Source organism: Streptomyces sp. NPDC057249 (assembly GCF_042669245.1).
Lineage (GTDB): Bacteria > Actinomycetota > Actinomycetes > Streptomycetales > Streptomycetaceae > Streptomyces.
This window is the reverse complement of sequence record NZ_JBHUXS010000016.1, coordinates 82,727-103,591: the sequence shown is the minus strand read 5'-3', so window position 1 is coordinate 103,591 and position 20,865 is coordinate 82,727. Positions and strand designations below refer to the sequence as shown.

The following is a 20,865-nucleotide window of genomic DNA, read 5'->3' as shown; positions in this document are numbered from 1 at the left end:
TGTCACCCGTGGTAGGTGATGTAGCCGTTGCCGTCGCGGTCGTTGCTCTTCTTCGTGTACGAGTGGACGTCGGCGCGGGCGCCGGAGGGCTTGTAGAGGTAGATGGTGTCCTTGTCGTTGTTCCAGATGAAGTTGCAGTTCTGGCGGTAGACGACGTTTTTGGCGTCGGAGTCGGTGCCGCGGTTCCCGCGAAGCTTGACGTAGTCGCCGGGCTGCAGCGTGTGGGACTTGGTGAAGGTGAACCTGTTCCCCGCAGCGTCCTTGACGACATACCCCTTCAGGTTCACCGTCGTGGTCCGGGAGTAGTTCTTGATCGTCAGGTACTCGCTCGCGGCGTTGCCGCCCGAGCACTTGTTGGAGTCACGGCCCGGGGCGTCGTACTGGACGCCCTTGATCTTCAGGACCGAGGAGTACTCGGCCGCCTGAGCCGGAGCACCGGCAGCGAGCCCGAGCGAGACGACCGAAGCGGTGGTTGCGGCAGCGGCCAGGGCATGACGGATATGCATGAGGAGTCCCCCTCTGTGGTGCGGATGCAGCGCCCCGGAGCCTATCGGCAAATGTGACTATCAGGTGAAGGGAAAACAAAGAAAGTGTGTGCCTCAGTGAGGGCTCCTGTCTGCTGGCGGCGGCAGCCCAACACGTTCACGCCGCCGAGCTGAAACACGGGCCCAGTGGGCGCTGGTGGACCGGCCGGTGCGGGGGCGAATCGGGCCGCATCCGGGACCGAGGGGCCCTGGTGGAACGGGCCGAGAGCTGAGTGTGGCCGGTCCGAGCGGCCCCGGCGGTCCCGGCGGTCCGAGCGGCCCCGGCGGTCCCGGCGGTCCCGGCGGTCCCGGCGGTCCCGGCGGTCCCGGCGGTCCCGGCGGTCCCGGCGGTCCCGGCGGTCCCGGCGGTCCCGGCGGTCCGGGAAGCGTGTGGCCGCGCTCGGGCGTCGGCGCGTGGCCGTCGCCCGAAGTGCGGGATGTGGTGGTTACCGCTACTGGTCGTCGTCGACTACGCCGAGTCCCGTGCCGGGCAGCTGAGCGCGCTCGCCGAGGCCGCCGCCGACCATCCCGGGCGGCACACCCCTTCAAGGCGCTATTGACGGACCGTACCCACGGCGCCTGGTGGCTCCAGGCACCTTCCGCCCCGGACGTCCCGGCCCGCCGCAGCACCGCCGGCCAGGGCCTGCCCAGCCCGCTCGCCGGCGCACTCGTGGAAGCCGAGCCGGCCGCCCTGTCCCGCGAAGTGGCCGCCGCAGCTACGGCACCCACCGCGCCACACCCCCGACCGGACGCTCCGTGATCGGCTGCCCGGGCAGATGCCTGTCCGACAACCGCGGCTGGTTCAATGGGGAGCGTCCGGCAGCCGGCCAGTGCGCCCATACGCTCGCACTTCGGGGCTTGTGTCCTATTCGGTGCGCAGGGCCCTCGCGGTTCGGGCCCGGGCGGCCCATCCGGCGGGCAGGAACGCACCCAGGGTGGCGATGATCAAGCCGCCGAGTGCGAGCGGTAGCAGTTCGGGCCAGTCGTAGACGGCGATGACGGAGGCGGGAAGGCGGAGCCCCACGCTGTCGCCCATCTCGGGGAGGACCCAGCCGTGCACGGCTACCCCGAGCGGTACGCCCAGAGCCCCTGCGGCCAGCCCGGTCACGGTGACCGAGGTGAGGACCATCGCGAGGGTCTGCCGGGGGGTCATGCCGAGCGCCTTGTGGACACCGATCTCCCGGACGCGCTCACGGGTGTCGAGCACCACACCGTTCAGCACGCCGAGCGCGGCGACGGCGACGAGCATCAGCGTGAGGATCGCGGACAGCGCGTTGAGGGTGACGACCATGTCGCTGCCGCCGTCGAGGCCGCCGGCCTGGGCTGAGACCCCCAGCGGTGCCAGGTCCTTGTTCAGCGCGTCGACGTAGCCGGTTACGCCGGTGCCGGAGGCGACCGCGATGTGATGGCTCGTTTCGTCCAGGTCTGGATGCGCGGCCGTGAGCGTTGAGGCGTCGGTGAAGACCTGCATGCCGTCGTTGCGGGGGTCGAGGACTTCGCCGACGATCCGGACCGTAACCGGCTGGGCCAGGCCGTTCAGGGTGAGGGTGTCGCCGATGCGGGTGCCGGTGGCCGCCAGGAAGGGGGTCGGGACCACGGCCTCACCGGGTTCGTCGATCCAGCGGCCCGAGACCATCGTGTAGCCGCCCCAGGAGGCGTCACCGGTGAAGGCGTTCACGTTGATGGTGCCGGTCACGCCGGACACGGTCGCCCGTACCGTTCCGACGCTGTAGTACTTCCCGGTTCCGGCGGCGGACTTGATGGCCGCGGCGACGGCAGCGGGATCGGCCTTGTGCTGCTTCTCGGCAGCAGGGCCCTGGGGTCCGAAGTCCGGCAGCGGGGCGGGCACGGTGACATCGGCGTCGTCGTGGGCCCTCGCATTCATCACCTGGCCGAGCGAAGCGCCCATCCCCACGGTGAACGTGACGGCGATGGTGCCGAACAGGATCGCCGTGCCCATGGCCAGCGCGCGGGCGGGCCGCGCGAAGGGCCGGGCCAGGCCCAGAGCCACCGGCTGCGGCAACGGCAGCCGGCCGGCCAGACGGGCCACCCACCTGCCGCGCCCCGCCGAGGCGGTACGCCCGACGGCGAGCGCGTCGACCGTGCGCAACCGGCCGGCCCGCCAGGCACTCCCCCACGCGGTCACCGCCACCAGGCCGAGCACTCCGGCGATCACCGCCAGGTCGACCCAGGGGTTGACGGACAGGGAGGAGGTGCCGTAGACCTCCCCGGTCTCGGCCAGTACGGGGACGGCGAGCAGGTGGCCGGCGAGGACACCGAGGCCCGTGCCGACGGCGGCCGGGAGCAGCGCCTGGCCCACGTAGGCCCTTACGACCTGGGCCGGGGTGAAACCGACCGCCTTGAGGATGCCGATGCGGCGCGTTCCCGTGCCGACCGCCGACGCGACGACGTTGCCGACGATGAGCACCGACATGACCAGGCCCAGGGCCCCGAACGCGATCAGGAACGGGACGTAGACGGCCGTGTCGCGCTCGGCGGTCTTCTTGACGGTGAGCCATGACTGCTCACCGACGGCCGCTCCGGGCGGCAGAGTCTTGGTCGCGGCCTGGCCGCCTGCCGTGATCTGCGCGGCGGTGCCCGCGTCGGTGAAGCGGTAGAGCATTTGGTAACCGCCGGTGCCGGGCGCGGTGAGCGCAGGCATCTGGGGCGGAACCACCCAGGCGTCGGCGGTCTGCGTGACCGAGCGGGCCACACCGACCACCGTCAGTGCCGGACCGCCGGGCAGATCCGGGAAGGCGATCTTCATGCCCAGGGTCGGGAACAGCGCGGAGTCGGCGGACAGCACGATCTCGCCCGAGTGGGTGGGCCACCGCCCGTCGAGCAGTACCACCTCGTCCACGTTCCGGCCGGAATCGCCCCGGCCGACCACGGTCATCGGCCCCCCGGGGCCCGCCCCGTCCGCTTGCGGGGTGACCGTCGCCGTACGGAACGGCCCGGCCGCACTGCTCACCCCTTCGGCATCCTTGGACTTCGACAGCTGACCGGCGCTCACCTCGTCCGCGTCGAACTGCACGGACAGGTGCGCGCCGTGCTGTCTGGTGAAGGCGTCGTCGAAGGGGGCGCCGGACACCACGAGCAGCGATCCGCCGAGGACGGAGGCGGCCACCGCCATCATCGTGGCGAGACCGATCACCAGCGTCTGCACCCGGCGTCGTCCCACCCCCGAACGCACCACCTTGCCGAGTGCACTCATCGGACGGCCTCCGAGGCGACCGCCCGCGACGGGGTGACTTCCGTGATCCGGCCGTCGGCGATCCGTACCGTTCGGTTCGTGCAGGACCGGGCCAGAGCCAGGTCGTGGGTGACCACGACGATGGTCTGACCCTCGGCATTGAGGCCGGTGAGCAGTGCGCTGACGTCCTGTCCGGCGGCCGTGTCCAGGGCCCCGGTCGGCTCGTCGGCCAGGAGCAGAGGCGGCCGGTTCATCAACGCACGGGCCACCGCGACCCGCTGCCGCTCGCCGCCGGACAGGCGCCCCGGGTAGGCGCGGGCGTGCCGGCCGATGCCCAGCAGCTCCAGGAGTTCCGCCGCCCGGCGGCCTGCCTCGCCGCGTGCCATACCCGCGAGGCGCGCGGGCAGGATGACATTGTCCGTGACGGTCAGGTCGTCGAGCAGGTTGAAGAACTGGAAGACCATGCCGATCTTCGACCGCCGGTAGAGCGCCGATCCGGCCTCGCCCAGCTGGTCCACCCGCACCCCGTCCACGGTGACGGTCCCCGTGTCGGGCCGGTCCAGACCCGCGATCAGATTGAGCAGCGTGGACTTGCCGCTCCCGGAAGGGCCGAGGATCGCGACGGCCTCGCCACTCCGCACGGTCAGCGACGCCTCGTGCAGAGCGGGCGGGCCGTCGTCGTAGCGGCGGCTCACCTCGCGCAGTTCGATCACCGGCATGGTCATGAAAGGGCTCCCGAGTTAGGGGCAGTTGACTGTGTGAACGCTAGGAGCGCCCCCGGCCGCACGCGTCCCCCGCCCGGACCCATTGCGGTACCACGCCGGCATGAGCCCCGGCGACGTCATCCCTGGGATGTAGGCGGATGGTGTATCCGGTGCCGAGGAAATGATCGCGGCGACGGAGTCGGAGGGCCCCGCGTGGCGGCGACAATGAACCGGTGACGGACGTACGTACGACGCTGAAACGGCTGCGGGACGCCGCACGACGGACGATCCGCGACGCCGGGCTTCCGAGCGGTCCGCCTCTGCGGCCCACCCGGCGCGCCTGGCAGTTCGACGCGCTGGTGGCCTTGGTGCTCGGGATCGCCACCGTCTACTACGGCGTCGACAACGCCAATAACGTCGTCGTGCGTGAGATCGCACCCGGAGTGACGGTCGTCATGCCGCGCCCGTCAGGCCCCGTCGGCCTGGCCTTCATGGTGACCCTCGCGTTCATCGCCTCGAGCGCCCTGGTGCTGCGCCGCCGCTACCCGCTCGCCGTGCTGGGGGTGGTGACGGCCGCGACCCTGGCGACACCGCAGAGCGTTCTGCGGCTGACCTTCTACGCGTTCGTCATCGCCGTCTACAGTGCCGCGGTGTACAGCCCGTACCGGGCGGCCGCCCTGGCAGCGCTGCCGGTGTCGGTGGTCCTGGTCGGTACCTCGGGGAACTCGGTGACACCGATCGTTCCCAACGAGTACGTGGTCCTGCTGATCCTGGTCCCGATGGCCGTGGCCGCCGTCGGACTGCGCACCTGGAAACTCCGGACCGCCGAAGGCCGCAGCCGGCTCTCCGCCTTGGAACGCGAACAGGCCGAGGCACTGCACCGGGCCGTCGAGCAGGAGCGCGCCCGCATCGCCCGAGAATTGCACGACGTCGTCACACACAACGTCAGCGTGATGCTCATCCAGGCGGGCGCCGCCCGCAAGATCATGGCAACCTCCCCCGAGGAGGCCGGCGAGGCGCTGTTCGCCGTCGAGGCGGGAGGGCGGGCGGCCATGACCGAGCTGCGCCACGTCATGGGACTGCTCACCATGGCCGACGAGGGCGAGGGGACGGACACGGGTGGAGACCTGGCCGACTCGGCGGCGGAGCTGGCCCCGCAACCCGGCCTGGACCAGCTGGAAGCGCTGGTCGGAAGGGTCCGGGACACCGGGCTGCCCGTCGACCTGACTGTGACCGGCCCGCACCGCCCTCTCCCGTCCGGTCTCGAACTCGCCGCCTACCGCGTGGTCCAGGAAGCCCTGACCAACACGGTGAAGCACGCGTCGGGCGCCACCGCCGCGGTGACCATCGAGTACGGACCCGAGCGGCTCCGGGTGGAAGTCACCGACACCGGTGGACGGCAGGGCGCGGGTGCCGGAAGCGGCCGGGGCCTGATCGGCCTGCGCGAGCGCCTCGCCGTCTACGACGGGACCCTGGACACGGGCCGACGCCTGACCGGCGGCTACCGTGTGGAGGCCCTGATCCCCTTGGAGGCACTGTGACCGAGCCGCTGCGCGTGCTCGTCGCTGACGACCAGACCCTCGTTCGCACCGGATTCCGGTTGATCCTCAGGGCCGATGGCATCGACGTCGTCGCCGAGGCGGCCAACGGAGCCGAAGCGGTCGAATCGGTCCGCCGCACACGTCCCGACGTGGTCCTGATGGACGTCCGGATGCCCGAGATGGACGGCCTGGAGGCCACCCGCCGCATCCTCACCGGCGCCCCCGACGGCCCCCGCGTCATCATCCTGACCACGTTCGACCTGGACCGGTACGTCTACGCAGCGCTGTCCGCCGGGGCCAGCGGCTTCCTCCTCAAGGACGTCACCCCCGAGCAGTTGACCGCGGCCGTGCGGACCGTCCGGACCGGCGACGCTCTCCTTGCGCCCGCCATCACCCGCCGCCTCGTGGAGAGGTTCACCCAGCCCGGCAGCGACACCGCTGCCCTCCACCGCGACCTCGCCGCGCTCACCCCGCGCGAACTGGAAGTCCTCGGCCTGCTGGCCCGGGGGCTGAGCAATACCGAACTCGCCGCCCACCTCCATTTGGCCGAGACGACCGTCAAAACACACGTCGCCCGCATCCTCGCCAAACTCCAGCTCCGCGACCGAGTCCAAGCCGTCATCGTGGCCTACGAAACCGGGCTGGTCAGCGCCGGCCGACACGAGGTTGCGCGGCGCTCCGCCGAGCAGAGATGACCGGGCGGCTCTGCGCGTCAGCTCCCCCGGCGTCGGCCGGTAATGCTCAAGGCCGGCAGCCGTGCTCGCACGGACTCCCCGATCGTGCTGCCCGCCGCGCGCCGGGCCAACGGGCGGGTACGGCTCGTTGCGACGCCGCGGGCCGCGACTGAACAGCGTGGCAGCCCGCGAGCCGGAGTGGCTGCCCTGGCGTGGGAAGGTCGGACGGCCCTTCGGCCGGAACATGAACGCCGGCCGCCAACGTTTGCCCTCACTCCGACGCCCATGTGAACTGGGCCTTCATCAGGTCATGACGGCGCTACTCGGTGGCTTCACGCCGCTGACGCAGTAGCCGCCCGCTGAGCAGCACCATGCAAGCCGTGACAGTCAACAGGCCACCGGCGAGGAATGTGCCGCGCACATCGGCACGCGGCAGGATCAGCCCGCCGAGCGCGGCTCCCGCCGCGATGCCGGCGTTGTAAAGACCGGAATTGGCCGCGAGCGCGATGTCCGTGCGGCCCGGAGCGCAAAGAAGCATCGCGTTCTGAGTGGCCATGAACACCGGTCCGAGTGCACCGCCCATCATCACCAGGAACACCACCGCGGCCACCGGATCGCTGCCGACCGCGTACAGACCGGTCATCCCCACCGCTTGCGTGATCACGGCACTGGTCAACGCGGCCTGTGGAAACCGGTCAAGCACTGCCCCGGTGATGCCCACTCCGGCGAGACACGCCACACCGAAGACCACGAAGAGGACGCTGACCGCGCTCGGGGAGAAGCCGCTCACGTCGCCCAGGAACTTCACGACGTAGGTGTATCCGGTGAACGCCCCGGTGGCGGACAGGGTCCCGGCTGCCAGCACGATCCCGAACCTGCGGGCGTCGGGGCTGGTCCCGTAGGCGGCAGGCTCCTCTTCCGGCGGCGAGGTCGGCAGCAGGACGGCGATCGTCACGAGGGAGACGAGCCCCAGGCCGGCCAGCAGAGCGACGGGGACCTGCCACTCGCTCTGCTGCCCCAGCCAGGTCCCCGCGGGAACACCCAACACGAGGGCGAGCGAACCGGCGACGGACAGCGCTGCGAACACGCGACCACGGACGGCGGGTGCGAACAGGCCCACCGCGACCGGCCCCATCACGGCCCAGAACAGCGCCTGGGCGAGTGCGGTCAGCAGCCGGGCCATGAGGAGCATCCAGTACGAGGTGGCCACCGCCGCAACCAGACTGGATACGACCAGCGCGGCCAGCAGTCCGGTGAGTACGTGGCGTCGGGGCACTGCCCTCATGACGTGGGCGAGCGGCACGGACGCGACGGCCACTGTCACACCGTATCCGGTGACCAGGAGTCCGACCTCTGACACAGACACCCGCAGACTGCCGGAGATGACCTCAAGGAGGCCGATCGGCAGGTTCTCCGCGGTGTTGAAGGTGAAGGCCGCCAGCATCAGGGCCACAAGCACCGCCGGCCCGCGCCATGGAACCGGCCGTGGCGCGACCGTGCGGCCTTTCCCCGACCTCGCCCAGTGCGTCTGCTCCGTGGCACCGTTCATGGACGTACCTCACCGGGCTCACGGGTCCACCGCAACCGCATTCAAGTCCAGCCGTGGAAACGCCTGGTGGGCCCGGGCCCGCAAGGTCCATAACGCGCGGGACGGCACCCGGTGCCCTGATCGCGGACGCGGTCGCCCTGGAGGCCCGCAAAGCCGCCCAGGCCGCAGACGAACCGCGAGCGCCACTCGTGCATGAACGTCACGGTCGCCGGTCCCGGTGCTCCGGGCGGCAGGAGAGTGGCGGGCTGGGTGATCGGCGAGGATCATCGCATGACCTATGCGATCGAATCCGCCCGTCCGGACGACTCCGCGTCCGTGGGGCCGTTGCTGCTGAGAGCTTGGCTGCAGACATACCCCAACTCGGAATTGGGGATCGACGAGGACTGGATTCGTGAGCATCGCGGCTCGTCGGCCACCACGGACGGTGTCGCCCAGTGGCGGGATTTCATCGAGGCAGCGAACCGGCAACCGGACCTGCTGTTCTGCCGTGTCGTCCGTTCCGAAAGCGAGATCGTCGGCGTTCTCTGCGGGCGCCGCGGCGAAGTGGTCACGCTCGGACCGATGTATGTGCTGAACCACGTCCAGGGCCAGGGCCTCGGTGGCCGCATGATGACCGAGTTCTTCACCTGGGCCGGAGCCGCACCCATATACCTATGGGTCACTGACTACAACGACAGCGCGGTCCGCTTCTACCAACGGCACGGATTCAGGATCACGGGCGAGCGAGAGCTCTGGCAAGGAAGGCTGCCCAACCTCCGCATGAGCCGCGAGGCCGCATCCAGCGTCAACCGCAGCTGAGCCGCACGGAACCAGACCCGTCTTGGCCAGCCGGAGTGGACCGACGACTGCAAGTTCCCCGACGGCCGGCGGTGGGCTCGTGAACCAGGGTGTGCCCTGCCTTCTGCCGCTCGACCCGCCGACCCGCCGGCCGGATGGGTGCCGAATCGTCCTGCGGCCGGCCGGAAGCCCGTGCGGTCGTTTCCGGCTGTATGTCGCGGGGCATCGGATCGCGCAGGCAGTGGCGGTGGGCGGCGACACAGGATTCCGCAGCCCGGCCGGGCCCCGGCCACAGATGGGAACGGTCCAGGGCGCCGACTGCTGGAGGGCCGGAATCGGGACAGCCCACGTCCGACGGCTCACCGGCGGACTTCATGAGCTGATGGTTTGCCGCCGTGGCCGAGCGGGCGGTGAGGTTCATCTGCCGCCGGGGGCGAGAACGTGCCAGCCGTTCTCGAGGAGATCGAACGCAACCGTGATCGCCTGACGGGGGTCATCGCGTTCGCGGGCCGCACGGGGCGCTTCGAGGGCGAAGTGGGCCAGGGCCGTGCAGCTGGGGTCGTCGGCCGGCCGGCCGCTCTCCTCGGCGATGACCTGGGCCAGGGCGGTTGTGTGGCGCAGCCACATGGCCTGTGAGTAGTCGCGCAGGGCCGGCGTGCTGTTCACGAGGGCGAGGTACGTGGTGAAGCGGGCGTCGCCGCCCGGCGTGGCCATGCGAGAACGCAACGCGTGCTCGCGTAGTGCCGCGGGGATCGACTGACCCTCGGGGCGCTCGCGTACGGCGGCGAGCAGGTGCGCCTCCCGGTCCGCGTCCTCGTCGAAGACGAGGGCTTCCTTGACCGGGAAGTGCTTGAACAGCGTGGTGGTGGACACATCGGCGGCCTCCGCGATCTCACGGATGCCGACGTCGTCGAATCCGCGCTCCAGGAACAGGCGGAGTGCGGCGTCGGCGATGGCCTGGCGGGTGGCGGCCTTCTTGCGCTCGCGGCGCCCCACCGGTGCGGGGCCGTGCTCGGTGTCGCTCATGCTCCGACTCTACATCGCTGGGTTGCCCAGTTACAAAAGTTGAGCGGTTGCACTTATTGAACCGTTGCGCTCTTCTGGGATGGCCGCCGGGTCGACATGGGCCCCTTCGGCCCCCTCTCGCGCTTTGCTTCCGTACCTCACCTCCGAAAGATCACGCATGTCCACGTCCGGCTCCCTTCGATTTCCGGCCCCGCGTCCGTCCCGAAGAACGTGTGCCGCTGTTCCAGCAGACCGTGCGGGGCGCCTCTGCCACCATGAGGCACGGCAACCGCCCTGCTGCTGACCAGCCTGTGCATGGCCCTTGACGGCATCCGCCTGGGCCTCACCCTGCACATGTCCGGCACCATCGCACGCAGAACAGCGTGTCCCTGGGCGGCTCCCTCGGCGTCGCCGACTTCGGCTCGCTGTTCACCCGCGCCGTTCGAGCGGTCACCGCCGGGCACCGGCCACATCTTCCCGACCGCCGCCCTCCTGTGGGCGCTCGCCTTCCCCACCGCGCTCCTCGTCATCGCCCCCCCCTGAAGAAGGCCGGACCGCACGCTCCTTCGGCCGACAGGGCCGAGAACACCCAGAACACCCCCGCCTCCGCCGCCCACTGACGCGGCACACGACAGCACCGCACCCACGCAACACGAACGGAGCACCACCATGAGCACCATCACCACCCCGCGCATCGCCATCATCGGCGCCGGTCCCGGCGGCCTGACCTGCGCCCGCATCCTGCAGCAACACGGCATCACCGCCACGGTCTACGACTACGAGAGCGGCCCCGACACCCGCAACCAGGGCGGCACCCTCGACCTCCACGAGGACAACGGCCAGATCGCCCTGCGTGAAGCCGGACTGCTCGACGACTTCTTCCGCGTCTCGCGCCCTGAGGGACAGGAGATGCGCCAGCTGGACACCACCGGCACCATCGTCTTCCACCACGTCCCCGAAGAAGGCGAACGCTGCAAGCCGGAGATCGACCGAGGCGCACTGCGCGACCTCCTGCTGAACTCACTCAAGCCCGGCACAGTGCGCTGGGGGCACGCCCTGCGCTCCGTCGAAGGACCCGCGACCGGCCCTCGCCAACTCCACTTCGCCGACGGCACTGTCATCGAGGCCGACCTCGTCGTCGGCGCCGACGGCGCCTGGTCCCAAGTCCGCCGCGCCGTTTCCGACGCCACCCCCCGGTACACCGGCATCAGCTTCCTCGAAGCCTGGTTCCACGACGTGGAAACCCTGCATGCCGAGATCGCCGAACTCGTCGGCCAGGGCAGCGCCGCAGCGGCCGACGGCGACCGCGCCCTGTTCGCCCAGCGCAACAGCGGTGACCACATCCGCGTCTACATCATCCAGCGCGTCGCCGCCGACTGGATCACCGCAGCCGGCCTGACCATCGAGGACACCGACGGCATACGCGCCCTCCTGCTCGACCGGTACCACCACTGGTCACCGACCCTGCGCCGCCTGCTCACCGACAACGACGGCCGCTACGTCGACCGCCCCATCAACACCCTGCCGGTCCCGCACACCTGGGAGCACAACCCCACCGTCACGCTTCTCGGCGATGCCGCCCACCTGATGCCCCCGCTCGGTGTCGGGGTCAACCTCGCGATGCTCGACGCCTGCGAACTCGCCCTCACCCTCGTGCAGCAGGACACCGTCGGCGATGCCGTCCTCGCGTACGAGAAGACCATGCTGCCCCGCTCCTCCCGGATGCAGCAGCTCCTCGACAACGGCGCCGAAGGACTGCTCTCCACCGAGCTTCCTGACTTTGCCCAGGAAGCAACGGCAACGCACTGACGTTCTGCTCGTGTCCCATCCCACCGTGCAGTTGACCGTCCAAGGCAGACGGCTTCTGCTCGACCGGACCGCGCAGGAAGGCCAACCTGCTCACTGCGACGCACCGTCGGGGTGAGGCCGCAGGGCTCGCGCCGAGCAGGACCGTGGACGCCGGCGTCCACGCGATCATCCTCGACACGGTCGCGCAGGCCGGGCCGTGCGGCACGTACAACGGCGGGCACTTCCTGCATCACGTGCCGCTGGTCGACATGTCCTGGCGTCGATGCCCCGCATCGGCGTCAGGACCGCCGCCGTCCTGCTGGTGGTCGCCGTCGGCACCAGCGACTCACGCGTCCGTGAAACGGCTACCGCGTGACCGGCCTCGGACTCGCGGCAGCTGAACCGAACGGCCTCACAGGCAGTCGCATCCCGTGGAGTAGAGCAACAGGAAGAGGGCCGTCGTGGCGGTCGCGGTGAAACAACCAGCGGTCAGGGCGGCGAGGCCCCGACGGCGACGCCCCCTCGCAGAGGTGCGGAAGGACTGCCAGGCACCGTTGGCGAGGAGGAGGCCGAGCAGCCCGGCCCCCGCGATGGTGAAGCGCGGGCTCAAGGACCAGCTCAGGTAGACGACCAGGACCAGGCAGCCGAGCAGGGCACAGGCGAGCAGGTTGAGGATCACCTCGGCGACGGCTTCTCCCAGCATCTCGACCAAGAAGTCACCGACGCCTTTCGCTGCCCTGCGCACCCCCATGACGTTCTTCCCTCTTTCGTCGTGGGCACCGAGCAGGGCCCGGTATGGAGGACCCCCGCCGAGCCGGAATGGTTGCCGGGGTGCTCCAGAGTCACCGCCGGGGGCACACGGTCACACCCTGACGACGAAGCGCCCGCCTCCCGCCGCTGTTGAGCGGATGATCCTTGTCAGTGCACCCGGTTAAGGTGCCCGGCATGACTGTGGGACAGCTGACCGAAGCGCTCTCCGATTCCGTAGAAGATCTCCTTCCGCCCGGTCGGATGGTCACTTCCGATGAAGGCAACGGAGACGTACAGCCCCTGTGGCTCAGTGACGGGCCCGCCACGATCGAGCTGTGGACGCGGATGCACGCCGCCCACACGCGTTCCGGCCTGTGGCCGCTACTGCTCGACGCGCTGGAACCGAACGACGGCGAATTCCGTCCGTGGGGATCTGGAGAGGTTCGTCCCGAGCAGACGTCCTCCCCGGCGAGCCATGCCCCTGCCGGTCTCCTTGCCCGATGGTGGGACGCCTACACGACGGACGACGATGACGACATGCTCGACGCAGACAGGCGCCTCGCCGTCACGGCTCCCTTCGGGCAGACCTGGCCCGGTCTCGCGCCCCATCGGGGGACGACAACGAACCCCGATCGACTGGCCGCCGAATGCGCGCAGGCGTTCCTCGTCAACCGCCCCCAGACACGTCTGGGACTGGTCGCTGCCGCATCCGGTTCCGAGGCGCTGACGTCCGTGGGCTGGTCCGGTCCTTGCAACTACGACAACGACACCGCGAAGTTCTCCGCGGTCGTCCACGACTGGGAGCACCGGTTCGGCGCCCGTGTCATCGCGGTCGGCTTCTCCACGCTGCACCTCAGCGTCGCCTCACCACCTGCCGACGAGGACGAGGCTCTCCTGGTGGCGGCCGAGCACTTCGCCTTCTGTCCGGACAACATTTGGCAGGGCAGCAGTCCGTACACACTGGCTGCATACGCCGGACAGATCACGGGTGCCCATCACTGGGACTTCTGGTGGGACTGATCCACTTCCTGGAAACACTCGCCCGTCCCGGACGAAGCGTCCCTCACGGCCTTGCGCTGCGGTCCTTGCTGCGCCGTAGGCGCCCGCCCTCGCTCCCCGTGGCTTCCCTATAGATCTGACGCGGATACGGCACGACCACTCTTCGTCCGCAATGCTCGGCCGGCCGTAGACCCTTGGGCCGGTGGGCCGTTCGCCTATCAGTCAGAAGGGAGGCTCGAGATCGCCCTGCCCATCGCTGTGCGGCCCGCAGTTCCAGGACTCCTCCAGCAAAGGTTCAACGTCGCTGATGTCGTGACCCCATGCTTGGAGCACCTTCCAGACCATGCGCCGGTTGGGGGCGTCGCCGCTGGTGTTCAGGATGCGGCGCGCGTGCACGGCGAGGTGATCGCGGTGCTGCGCGAGCGCGGGGTGTTCGGCGAGGACGAGCGCGGCGAGGACGGCGGCTTCGCGCACCTCCTCGTGGCTGTCCTGCAGGAACGGCGCGACGGCTCGATGGAGCAGCGGGCGCAGGTCCCGGAACGCCGCCACGCCGGTGCCGGGCGTGAGGAAGCCAGGGAAGTACTGCTCGATGCGAGCGACAGTCTCATCGGAGGCGTCGAAGGCCGTGGAAGCCAACCAGTTCAACAGTGCCGCGCGGACGGGGACGTTGCGATACGGCCGGAGGGTCATGGCTGCCGGGTGGGCGAGGATACCGGCGACACACATGGCGACGGGGGCGGTGGCTTCGTAGACGCTGTTCTGGTGGCCGACCAGCTCGCTCAGTTCCGACAAGGCGGTGACCTGCACCTTCGGATCGGGCACGAGCAACCGTGCCAGGACTTCGGGAAGGCACTCCCCGTTCCCGAAAGCCGTCCGGAGCGAAGCCCAGTCAGTCTCCGCCATGACTGCCTGATAGGACGGCAAGGCCGGCTCGCGGGGCGCCCCTGCCTTGGAGCTGCTGTGGTTCACGGGCCACTGCCGCCTCGCTACGCGCCGGACGACAGGCGGTCCGCGGCCTGCTCCCAGGGCTGAGGCGCCACCGCGTCGTCGCTTTCGTCGGTGTCCTCCTCGAACCAGCCCGTCCCCGCGAGCCACGTCTCCAGCCACGTTGCGAGGCCGGCGGAGTCGAGGAACCAGCACTGCTCCCACGATCCGCCGCTGTACGGGTTCGGATCGAAGAGCAGGACCTGACCGTCCTCACTGAGACAGTCAACGCCTGCGTACATGGCACAGCCCCAGGTCAGTATCGGTACGACGCCCGCGGGCCACTCCGGGTGCTCTGCTCCGACAGATGCCTCACGTCGCGCCAGGTATTCGCCGACGACGCTGGAGCCCGGACCAAGCAGTGGCAGCAGTCGGTAGTCAGGGCCGAAGCCACCGTCAGCGACCTCGCGGTACAGGCGCGCAAGCAGGGGATGCAGCGCGATGCCCAGTTGTCTCTCGGCCTCCGCGATCTGGGCATCGTCGACAGGCTCGGGAAGGCTTCCGCTGTCCGATGCGGCCCTGGTGGCAACACGTTGCAGGAGATCATCGATGTCGGTCATGACCGTGATGCTGTCAGAGCCCACTGACACGCGGCCGGGCGGAGGCGGCCCTGGTTCCGGTCGGCTCCGCCGTATGGATCGGCCCGCCGGGGGCGCGTAAGCCCGGCAAGCGGGCGAGGCAAAGGAGAGGGGGCCCATGACTGACGGACGGCTTGAGGCCGAGTGGCTGCGCGGCTGGTGTGAGCGGACGGATGTGGCGCTCGCGGAGCTGATGCCATCATTTCAGGCACGATTCGGCTTCGAGCCGGGCAGCAACGTGGTCGTGCGCGCTTCTGACGGAAGCCACCGGGCCACCGGTGCGCTCGTCGAGCTGACGCCGATTCCCTCGGACCTGACCACGATGTACTGGATGATCGACGAGGTCTCCTTGCCCGACATCGGCAACGGCTGCTTCGTCCACCCGGCCTCACTGGTCGCGGACCACTTCCGCGCGTACGGTTCCGTCCGGATCGACGGGGAAGAGCCCGCGCTGGTGTTCGCCGGCGATGGGGGCGGGCATCTGTTCGCGCTGGCGGGGTCCGGGCGGGTCTGGAGATCGGCCACCGCTTCGTGGTTCGACCAGTTCGATCTTGCCGCGGCCAGTCTTCAGGAGTTCTTCCAGGGGGTGTCCCGGCAGATCGACGACCAGCGCCCGGAGCTGTCCGGCGGAACATGATGGCGGAGTGTGTCCGTGAGTCACAGCATCTCCCTGTTCCGGTTCATGGACGGCGAGATGGCGGCGTTGGGCACCGAGTGATCTCGGCATGTGACGGAGCCGTACGTGGCGGACGCTGCTCCGACGCCGCAGACTCTACGAGTCTCTGAGCTGCGAGGCGGCAATGCCCCCTGCGAGCGGCTGATCGCCCGCAGGGCGTCCCACTCGGCCGACGACGTCGCGAGGGCCGGCCGACTTGAGGTCGTCTCTGAGGCACACCACCTTCCGCAGAACGAACAGCCAGGAGCCGAGCCACCTTCGCTCTGGTCGACGCCCACCGCGACCGGCACCCCAACAGACCGGATGTCGATGAGGTTGCCGGCCAGCTCGTGGGTGTTTCTGCCGTCATGCTGTTGCAGGACGGCGACGGCCTCCTCGGTGCGCCCGGTGTCCGCGTCCGGGTAGGTCTCGTCCGCTTCGCCGGCGATGACGGCTGTCCGCAGGTCGTCGGGAGCGTGGCCGAGGCGTTCGTCGGCGCGTTCGTGGCATGTGCGCCTGGACACGGCAGCGCTGACGAGCGCTGGGAGCGGATCGCGGCGGAAGCCGCGGACGAGGTTCCGTGCCTGCGGCCCGCTCTGGTCCCCACGGGGTCAGCGGTGCGGAATCCGTTTGACGGCATCAGGAGAATGCCTGGCATGGGTACAGACATGAGCGGCTTCCTGGAATACCGGACGTCGCAAGACGATCAGGAGCCGGCCTGGTACAGCGCGCAAGATCTCAGCTCCCTGAACGACGTCCGCAACTACGACGCGTTCGGTTGTCTCTTCGGGGTCCGCAACTACGCCAACTTCCGGCCGCTGGCCGCAGGCAGGGGGTTTCCCGCCGACGCTTCGGCCACCATGAGCGCACGGTTCGCCCAACTGACCGAGTGGTACGGCCAGGACGGCTTTCACGGCACTACGTGGATCACCTGGGCCGAGGTGAAGGCCGTCGACTGGGATGAGCTCGCGGAGAAGCCCGACAGCCGGCTTCACCAGTACCGCCGGACGCCGAGCGGGCTCAGGAGGACGGGCAAGGCGTCCTGGAGTGGCGCATTCGCCGAGGCTGTGGGTCTCGAAGCCGGCGAGGTCCGGGAATGGCCCGACGGCAGTGAGTGGCTCATCGGGGACACGCTCTACAGATCCGTCACCATGCGCCGGAGAGAGGCCGTCACCGAGACCGGCGAGTGGCAACCCGTCTGGGAAGCGATGCAGGAGCTCGCAGATCGGTACGGTGACGACGCTGTACGCCTCGTCGTGTGGTTCGACGACTGACCAGGCGAGTACCCCGGCAGAGCCCTACCGACGGGGCGTGCACGCGCCGCCGCGGACCGCACGAGACGGCCTGGCCCACCCCGGCATGCAAATCGGGAGACGGGCGAACGGCCAGGTTGCCGTCAGCGTCCCAGCCGCCACCGGCAGCACGCCCCCTCGGCGGGCAGTCCGCCGAGGGGGCGTGCCTGACGTTGCGCGGGCGGGCATGTCTCCGGAGCCGCGGCCGGTGACCGCTGAACGCGCTGCGGGAGCGGGAGCGGCCTACTTGCCGACGATGCTCCACGTGCCGTCGCCGGCTTCGGCGGTGCTGCTGAGGGCCGTCCACTCGGCGCCGTCGAGGCCGAGGGCCGCGCGGAGGTAGGCGGCGATCGCGTCGGCGAGGAAGACGACGCGGGCGGGGTCCTCGTCGGTGGTCTCGGCGACTGCTTCACCGGCGATGCCGCCCATGGTGTGCTCGGCCTCGGCGACCGTGAGAAGGCTCTTGGGCGCCGGGCTGAGGTGGTAGGCGTCGGTGAACCACTCCGGCCCCCGGGTGGAGAGCTGCGACTGGTCCTTCCCGCCCGCGACGACCAGGGCCGAGGTGGCCATGGTGGAGAAGTCCGGCCTCATGAACGGGAGATTCTCGGCGGCGAAGGGGGTGAGCGTGTCCCCGGTTCCGGTAGCGGCGATCAGCACGCCGGCCGACACCGCGGCGTGGGAGAAGTCGTCGCCCGGAACGCCGTCGGCGTCGAGTACGCGGGCGCCGAGAACGGCGCCCGCGGTCTGGGCGCCCCAGGAGTGCCCGGCCACGGCGACGCGCTCGCGGTCGGCGCGATCCTCCAGCCCGGCCTGGACCAGGATGTCGCCGAGGTGGTCGAGGATCGCGTGGAGATCGGCTATCCGGACGCGCCAGATGGTGGGGAAGCGCGGATCGTCCCAGCCGATGGCGTTGCGGCGGGCGTCCAGGTGGGTGGGTTGCACCACGACGAAGCCGGCGGCGGCCCACCGGTCGACGAGCGGCGCGTACCCGTCCAGGGACCACGCGTTGCCGTGGGAGAAGACGATGACCGGCAGGTTCCGGCCCGATGAAGGGGCGGTGACCTTCACCTGCAGGTCGATGCCGCGGCCTGCCGCGGGTACGTAAAGGGGCTTGACCGAGACGATGCGGTGGGCGGAGGAGCGGGAAGACATGGGAGACCTGTGCTTTCACTGCGGATCGGCTCTGCCATAATTTGGCGGAGCGACGTTCCGCCAATTTAGCGGAACATTGTTCCGCGAGCAAAGGGGTCATCCGTGCCGGAGTCGGTCGGCGTACGCCAAGCACAGGCGCAGCGCACTCGCAGTGGCGTACTGGAGGCCGCTGCGGCGGTCTTCGTCGAGCAGGGCGTCCAGGCGCCCGTCCGGGACATCGCGGAACGCGCCGGCGTCGGTGTCGGCACGGTCTACCGGAACTTCCCGACCCGCGCGGACCTGGTCACCGCCGTGTACCGGCACCAGATCGACGCCTGCGCCGCTCTCGCCCCCCGGCTCCTCGAAGAGTCCGCCTCGCCGTTCACCGCGCTGACCCGGTGGATGGACGCGTTCGTGGATTTCCTGGTGACCAAGCACGGCCTCGGCGCGGCGCTCGGGTCAGGAGATCCGGGCCTGGAGAACCTTCACGCCCTCATGCTCGACACCTTGGTCCCGGCCTGCTCGACGTTGCTGGACGCCTGTGCCGCCGAGGACGAGATCCGTCCCGATGTCACCGCCTACAGGCTCATGCGCGCCGTCGGAAACCTCTGCATCACCGGCCCCGACTACGATCAGTCCGACGCCAGGCGCATGGTCGCCCTCCTCCTCACCGGGTGCCGCGACACGGCATGACGAAGCGCCCGGCCGCCTGCGGGCGCGCCTCGTGTCCTTCGACGCCCCGGCCCGGAGCTCCGCGAGCGGCTGTTCGCGGAGCTCCGGGCCGGGTGGACGCGTCGCGCGTCAACGGCCGCGCACCCTCCGGCCGACACGATGTGCAGGCGAGTCAGGGCCCGGTCAGTCGGCCTGTACCCCGCCGAGCACGGGACGGCGGGCGGTCGCGAACAGGGCCGCTGCGAGAAGTGCGGTCGCCGCTCCGAGGAGGGCGACGGCGGTGGCGAGTCCGCCGGCCGGTTTCTTGGCCGCCAGCAGGACCAGGGGGCAGAGGAACTCGCCGAGGAAGAAGGCCGCCGTCCACAGGCCCATGCCGCGGCCCCGGTCCGCGAACTGCAGGAGCGACATGGCCTTCGTGACCAGGGCGGGCAGCAGCAGGCCGGTGCCGACGCAGTTGAGGACGGCTCCGGCGATGAGGAGAGGCAGGCCGTCGGCGAGGCCCATCAGCACGAAGCCCGCGGCGCACAGCGCGAACAGAGCGGGCAGCCGGTGGCGGCGATCCGGGGAGAGACGGGTGAACAGGACGGAGCCGAGGACGGTGGCGGCACTGGCCACCGCGGTGACGGCGCCGATGGTGGCGGTGGAGTCGGTTCCCAGGTCGTCGAGGAGGTAGGCCATTTCGACGGGGACGGTGTAGAAGACAACGGCGCCGAAGACCGTGAGGAGGCAGATGCCCGCCATGCGCCGGACGGGGAACGGGCGGCGCGGCAGCGATGCCTCCGTGCCTCTGCCGGGCGTCGGCGGAAGGGGCGCGGGAAGGGCACGGGCCATGAGGGGCGCCACGAGCAGTCCGACGGTGTAGAGCCAGAAGGGGGCGCGCCAGTCGGCGGCCCCGAGAGCACCGCCGAGCACGAAGAAGACGGTGGCCGAGGTGGCTGCGCACATGGTTTGCAGGGCCAGGTAGCGGTCGCGGAGTTCGCCGCTGTAGTAGTCGCCGATGAGGGTGGTGCAGGCGGTCATGATCGCCGCCTCGGCTATACCCACGAGGACGCGGCTGATCAGGATGGCGTGGAGCGAGTCCAGCCACAGGGGGGCCGTTCCGAACAGCGCGTAGAGGGCGGTGGCGACGACCAGCAGGCGTTTGCGCCCGAGCCGGTCCACGATCATCCCGGCGAAGGGGGCGAGCAGAGCGAGGGCGAGCGCGGGAACGGTGAGTACGACGGGGACCAGTGCTTCGCTTCCCGGCACGTTGTCGAAGTGGTCCTGCATACGGGGAAGTACAGGGGCGAGGAGTACCGCTCCGAGGACGGGCAGGCAGCTGCCCGCCATGAGCACGACGGCCGGAAGTCGCCCGGCGTGGGCGGTGCCGGGGGTGGCGGGCGGCGGTGCGAGTGGGGCGGACATGAGAGCACTCCAAGGCAGCGGAGGGGCACTTCGCCGGTGACGACGCGCCCGGGACGGAGCGATTGTGCCTCGTAGGTGCGTGCTGCGGGGCGTACTGCCCAGTTTTTGGATCATCAGCGAGGGAATGAGCCTCATCCGCCTTTTGGGCAGCGGGCGTTCGGTGGGATGCGGGGTGTCGGCGGGTCAGGCTGCCTGTGTCGCCCGATCCGTCGGGCCCTCGCTTGTCGCCGCTCGGAAGGGTGCGACGGGATCGGGCGTTGAAGGCAGACATGAAGATCAGTGAGGCTTCCGCACTCAGCGGTGTGAGTGCGCGGTCGTTGCGGCATTACGAGGACGAGGGCCTGATCGTCCCGGGACGTCTCGGCAACGGCTTCCGCGACTACTGCCGGTCCACGATCGACCGGGTGCTCGTCATCCGCTCGCTGCTGGAGTCCGGGCTGCCCGTGAGGTTGATCAGGGACGCCCTGCCCGGCCTCACCGACGGAACCGGTGCCGGCACCGAGGTGACGTGCGCCGAGTTCCTGCACGAGGTCCGGGACCATCGCGATCGCCTCGCCGCCCGTATCGCCGTGCTCAGCGCCCAGCGGACGGCACTCGACTCATATCTGCGCGCGGCTCGCCGGACCGGTCTCTGACGTTCACCGG

The 20,865-nt window shown here is 70.1% G+C and carries 20 protein-coding genes and 1 pseudogene; 10 read left to right on the top strand and 11 right to left on the bottom strand.

Annotation, left to right across the window (positions count from 1 at the left end; translation table 11 throughout):
- Window positions 1–2 precede the first annotated feature (2 nt).
- From ACFUJY_RS26790 to ACFUJY_RS26780, 3 genes are all read right to left on the bottom strand, one after another.
- Window positions 3–506, bottom strand: a complete 504-nt coding sequence (locus ACFUJY_RS26790; RefSeq protein ID WP_383304335.1) for a lamin tail domain-containing protein — start codon at window positions 504–506, stop codon at window positions 3–5.
- Window positions 507–1,389: 883 nt separating this feature from the next.
- A complete protein-coding gene (locus ACFUJY_RS26785; protein WP_383304333.1) occupies window positions 1,390–3,738 on the bottom strand; it encodes an ABC transporter permease in 2,349 nt (782 codons plus the stop codon).
- Window positions 3,735–4,442: an ABC transporter ATP-binding protein gene (locus tag ACFUJY_RS26780; RefSeq protein ID WP_383304331.1), complete on the bottom strand. Its 708-nt coding sequence runs from the start codon at window positions 4,440–4,442 to the stop codon at window positions 3,735–3,737. The genes ACFUJY_RS26785 and ACFUJY_RS26780 overlap by 4 nt, the downstream gene beginning before the upstream one ends.
- 212 nt (window positions 4,443–4,654) lie before the next feature.
- Between ACFUJY_RS26780 and ACFUJY_RS26775 the strand changes: the two genes are divergently transcribed.
- Both ACFUJY_RS26775 and ACFUJY_RS26770 read left to right on the top strand, forming a co-directional pair.
- A complete protein-coding gene (locus ACFUJY_RS26775) occupies window positions 4,655–5,962 on the top strand; it encodes a sensor histidine kinase (protein WP_383304329.1) in 1,308 nt (435 codons plus the stop codon).
- Window positions 5,959–6,657, top strand: coding sequence for a response regulator (locus ACFUJY_RS26770; protein ID WP_383304327.1), 699 nt, complete (start codon window positions 5,959–5,961; stop codon window positions 6,655–6,657). Before ACFUJY_RS26775 ends, ACFUJY_RS26770 begins: the two co-directional genes overlap by 4 nt.
- Window positions 6,658–6,955: 298 nt before the next feature.
- Here ACFUJY_RS26770 and ACFUJY_RS26765 read toward each other — a convergent pair whose 3' ends face one another.
- Complete coding sequence (locus ACFUJY_RS26765; protein ID WP_383304447.1) at window positions 6,956–8,080, bottom strand: MFS transporter; 1,125 nt, start codon at window positions 8,078–8,080, stop codon at window positions 6,956–6,958.
- A gap of 375 nt (window positions 8,081–8,455) precedes the next feature.
- Here ACFUJY_RS26765 and ACFUJY_RS26760 point away from each other — a divergent pair, with 375 nt between their 5' ends.
- The gene (locus tag ACFUJY_RS26760) at window positions 8,456–8,983 is read left to right on the top strand and encodes a GNAT family N-acetyltransferase (RefSeq protein WP_383304325.1); all 528 of its coding nucleotides are present in this window, start codon (window positions 8,456–8,458) and stop codon (window positions 8,981–8,983) included.
- Between the two features lie 396 nt (window positions 8,984–9,379).
- On the opposite strand, the gene ACFUJY_RS26755 is transcribed toward ACFUJY_RS26760, so the two are convergent.
- Complete coding sequence (locus ACFUJY_RS26755) at window positions 9,380–9,988, bottom strand: TetR/AcrR family transcriptional regulator (protein ID WP_383304323.1); 609 nt, start codon at window positions 9,986–9,988, stop codon at window positions 9,380–9,382.
- Between the two features lie 294 nt (window positions 9,989–10,282).
- Here ACFUJY_RS26755 and ACFUJY_RS26750 point away from each other — a divergent pair, with 294 nt between their 5' ends.
- Both ACFUJY_RS26750 and ACFUJY_RS26745 read left to right on the top strand, forming a co-directional pair.
- Window positions 10,283–10,510 carry a hypothetical protein gene (locus ACFUJY_RS26750; protein WP_383304322.1) on the top strand — a complete coding sequence of 76 codons (228 nt, stop codon included), beginning with the start codon at window positions 10,283–10,285 and terminating at the stop codon, window positions 10,508–10,510.
- Between the two features lie 126 nt (window positions 10,511–10,636).
- On the top strand, window positions 10,637–11,776 hold the full coding sequence (locus ACFUJY_RS26745; protein ID WP_383304320.1) for an FAD-dependent oxidoreductase: 1,140 nt from the start codon (window positions 10,637–10,639) through the stop codon (window positions 11,774–11,776).
- A 391-nt stretch (window positions 11,777–12,167) separates the two neighbouring features.
- On the opposite strand, the gene ACFUJY_RS26740 is transcribed toward ACFUJY_RS26745, so the two are convergent.
- Window positions 12,168–12,506, bottom strand: a complete 339-nt coding sequence (locus ACFUJY_RS26740; RefSeq protein WP_383304318.1) for a lysine transporter LysE — start codon at window positions 12,504–12,506, stop codon at window positions 12,168–12,170.
- Window positions 12,507–13,042: 536 nt separating this feature from the next.
- On the opposite strand from ACFUJY_RS26740, the gene ACFUJY_RS26735 reads away from it, so the two are divergent.
- Entirely contained in the window at window positions 13,043–13,525 is a 483-nt protein-coding gene (locus ACFUJY_RS26735) for a DUF4253 domain-containing protein (protein ID WP_383304316.1), read from the top strand.
- A gap of 201 nt (window positions 13,526–13,726) precedes the next feature.
- Here ACFUJY_RS26735 and ACFUJY_RS26730 read toward each other — a convergent pair whose 3' ends face one another.
- Complete coding sequence (locus tag ACFUJY_RS26730; protein ID WP_383304314.1) at window positions 13,727–14,407, bottom strand: hypothetical protein; 681 nt, start codon at window positions 14,405–14,407, stop codon at window positions 13,727–13,729.
- Between the two features lie 83 nt (window positions 14,408–14,490).
- Entirely contained in the window at window positions 14,491–15,048 is a 558-nt protein-coding gene (locus ACFUJY_RS26725) for an SMI1/KNR4 family protein (protein WP_383304313.1), read from the bottom strand.
- A gap of 136 nt (window positions 15,049–15,184) precedes the next feature.
- On the opposite strand from ACFUJY_RS26725, the gene ACFUJY_RS26720 reads away from it, so the two are divergent.
- On the top strand, window positions 15,185–15,703 hold the full coding sequence (locus ACFUJY_RS26720; protein WP_383304311.1) for a hypothetical protein: 519 nt from the start codon (window positions 15,185–15,187) through the stop codon (window positions 15,701–15,703).
- A gap of 428 nt (window positions 15,704–16,131) precedes the next feature.
- Here ACFUJY_RS26720 and ACFUJY_RS26715 read toward each other — a convergent pair.
- Window positions 16,132–16,242, bottom strand: a pseudogene (locus ACFUJY_RS26715) (transcriptional regulator); the annotation flags it as partial.
- Between the two features lie 135 nt (window positions 16,243–16,377).
- On the opposite strand from ACFUJY_RS26715, the gene ACFUJY_RS26710 reads away from it, so the two are divergent.
- A complete protein-coding gene (locus ACFUJY_RS26710) occupies window positions 16,378–16,995 on the top strand; it encodes a hypothetical protein (RefSeq protein WP_383304309.1) in 618 nt (205 codons plus the stop codon).
- A gap of 261 nt (window positions 16,996–17,256) precedes the next feature.
- On the opposite strand, the gene ACFUJY_RS26705 is transcribed toward ACFUJY_RS26710, so the two are convergent.
- Window positions 17,257–18,165 carry an alpha/beta hydrolase family protein gene (locus ACFUJY_RS26705; protein ID WP_383304307.1) on the bottom strand — a complete coding sequence of 303 codons (909 nt, stop codon included), beginning with the start codon at window positions 18,163–18,165 and terminating at the stop codon, window positions 17,257–17,259.
- A gap of 102 nt (window positions 18,166–18,267) precedes the next feature.
- Between ACFUJY_RS26705 and ACFUJY_RS26700 the strand changes: the two genes are divergently transcribed.
- Window positions 18,268–18,837, top strand: a complete 570-nt coding sequence (locus tag ACFUJY_RS26700; protein ID WP_383304305.1) for a TetR/AcrR family transcriptional regulator — start codon at window positions 18,268–18,270, stop codon at window positions 18,835–18,837.
- 162 nt (window positions 18,838–18,999) lie between these two features.
- Here ACFUJY_RS26700 and ACFUJY_RS26695 read toward each other — a convergent pair whose 3' ends face one another.
- Complete coding sequence (locus tag ACFUJY_RS26695) at window positions 19,000–20,220, bottom strand: MFS transporter (protein WP_383304304.1); 1,221 nt, start codon at window positions 20,218–20,220, stop codon at window positions 19,000–19,002.
- Between the two features lie 269 nt (window positions 20,221–20,489).
- Between ACFUJY_RS26695 and ACFUJY_RS26690 the strand changes: the two genes are divergently transcribed.
- A complete protein-coding gene (locus tag ACFUJY_RS26690; RefSeq protein WP_383304302.1) occupies window positions 20,490–20,855 on the top strand; it encodes a MerR family transcriptional regulator in 366 nt (121 codons plus the stop codon).
- The last annotated feature ends 10 nt before the right edge of the window (window positions 20,856–20,865 follow it).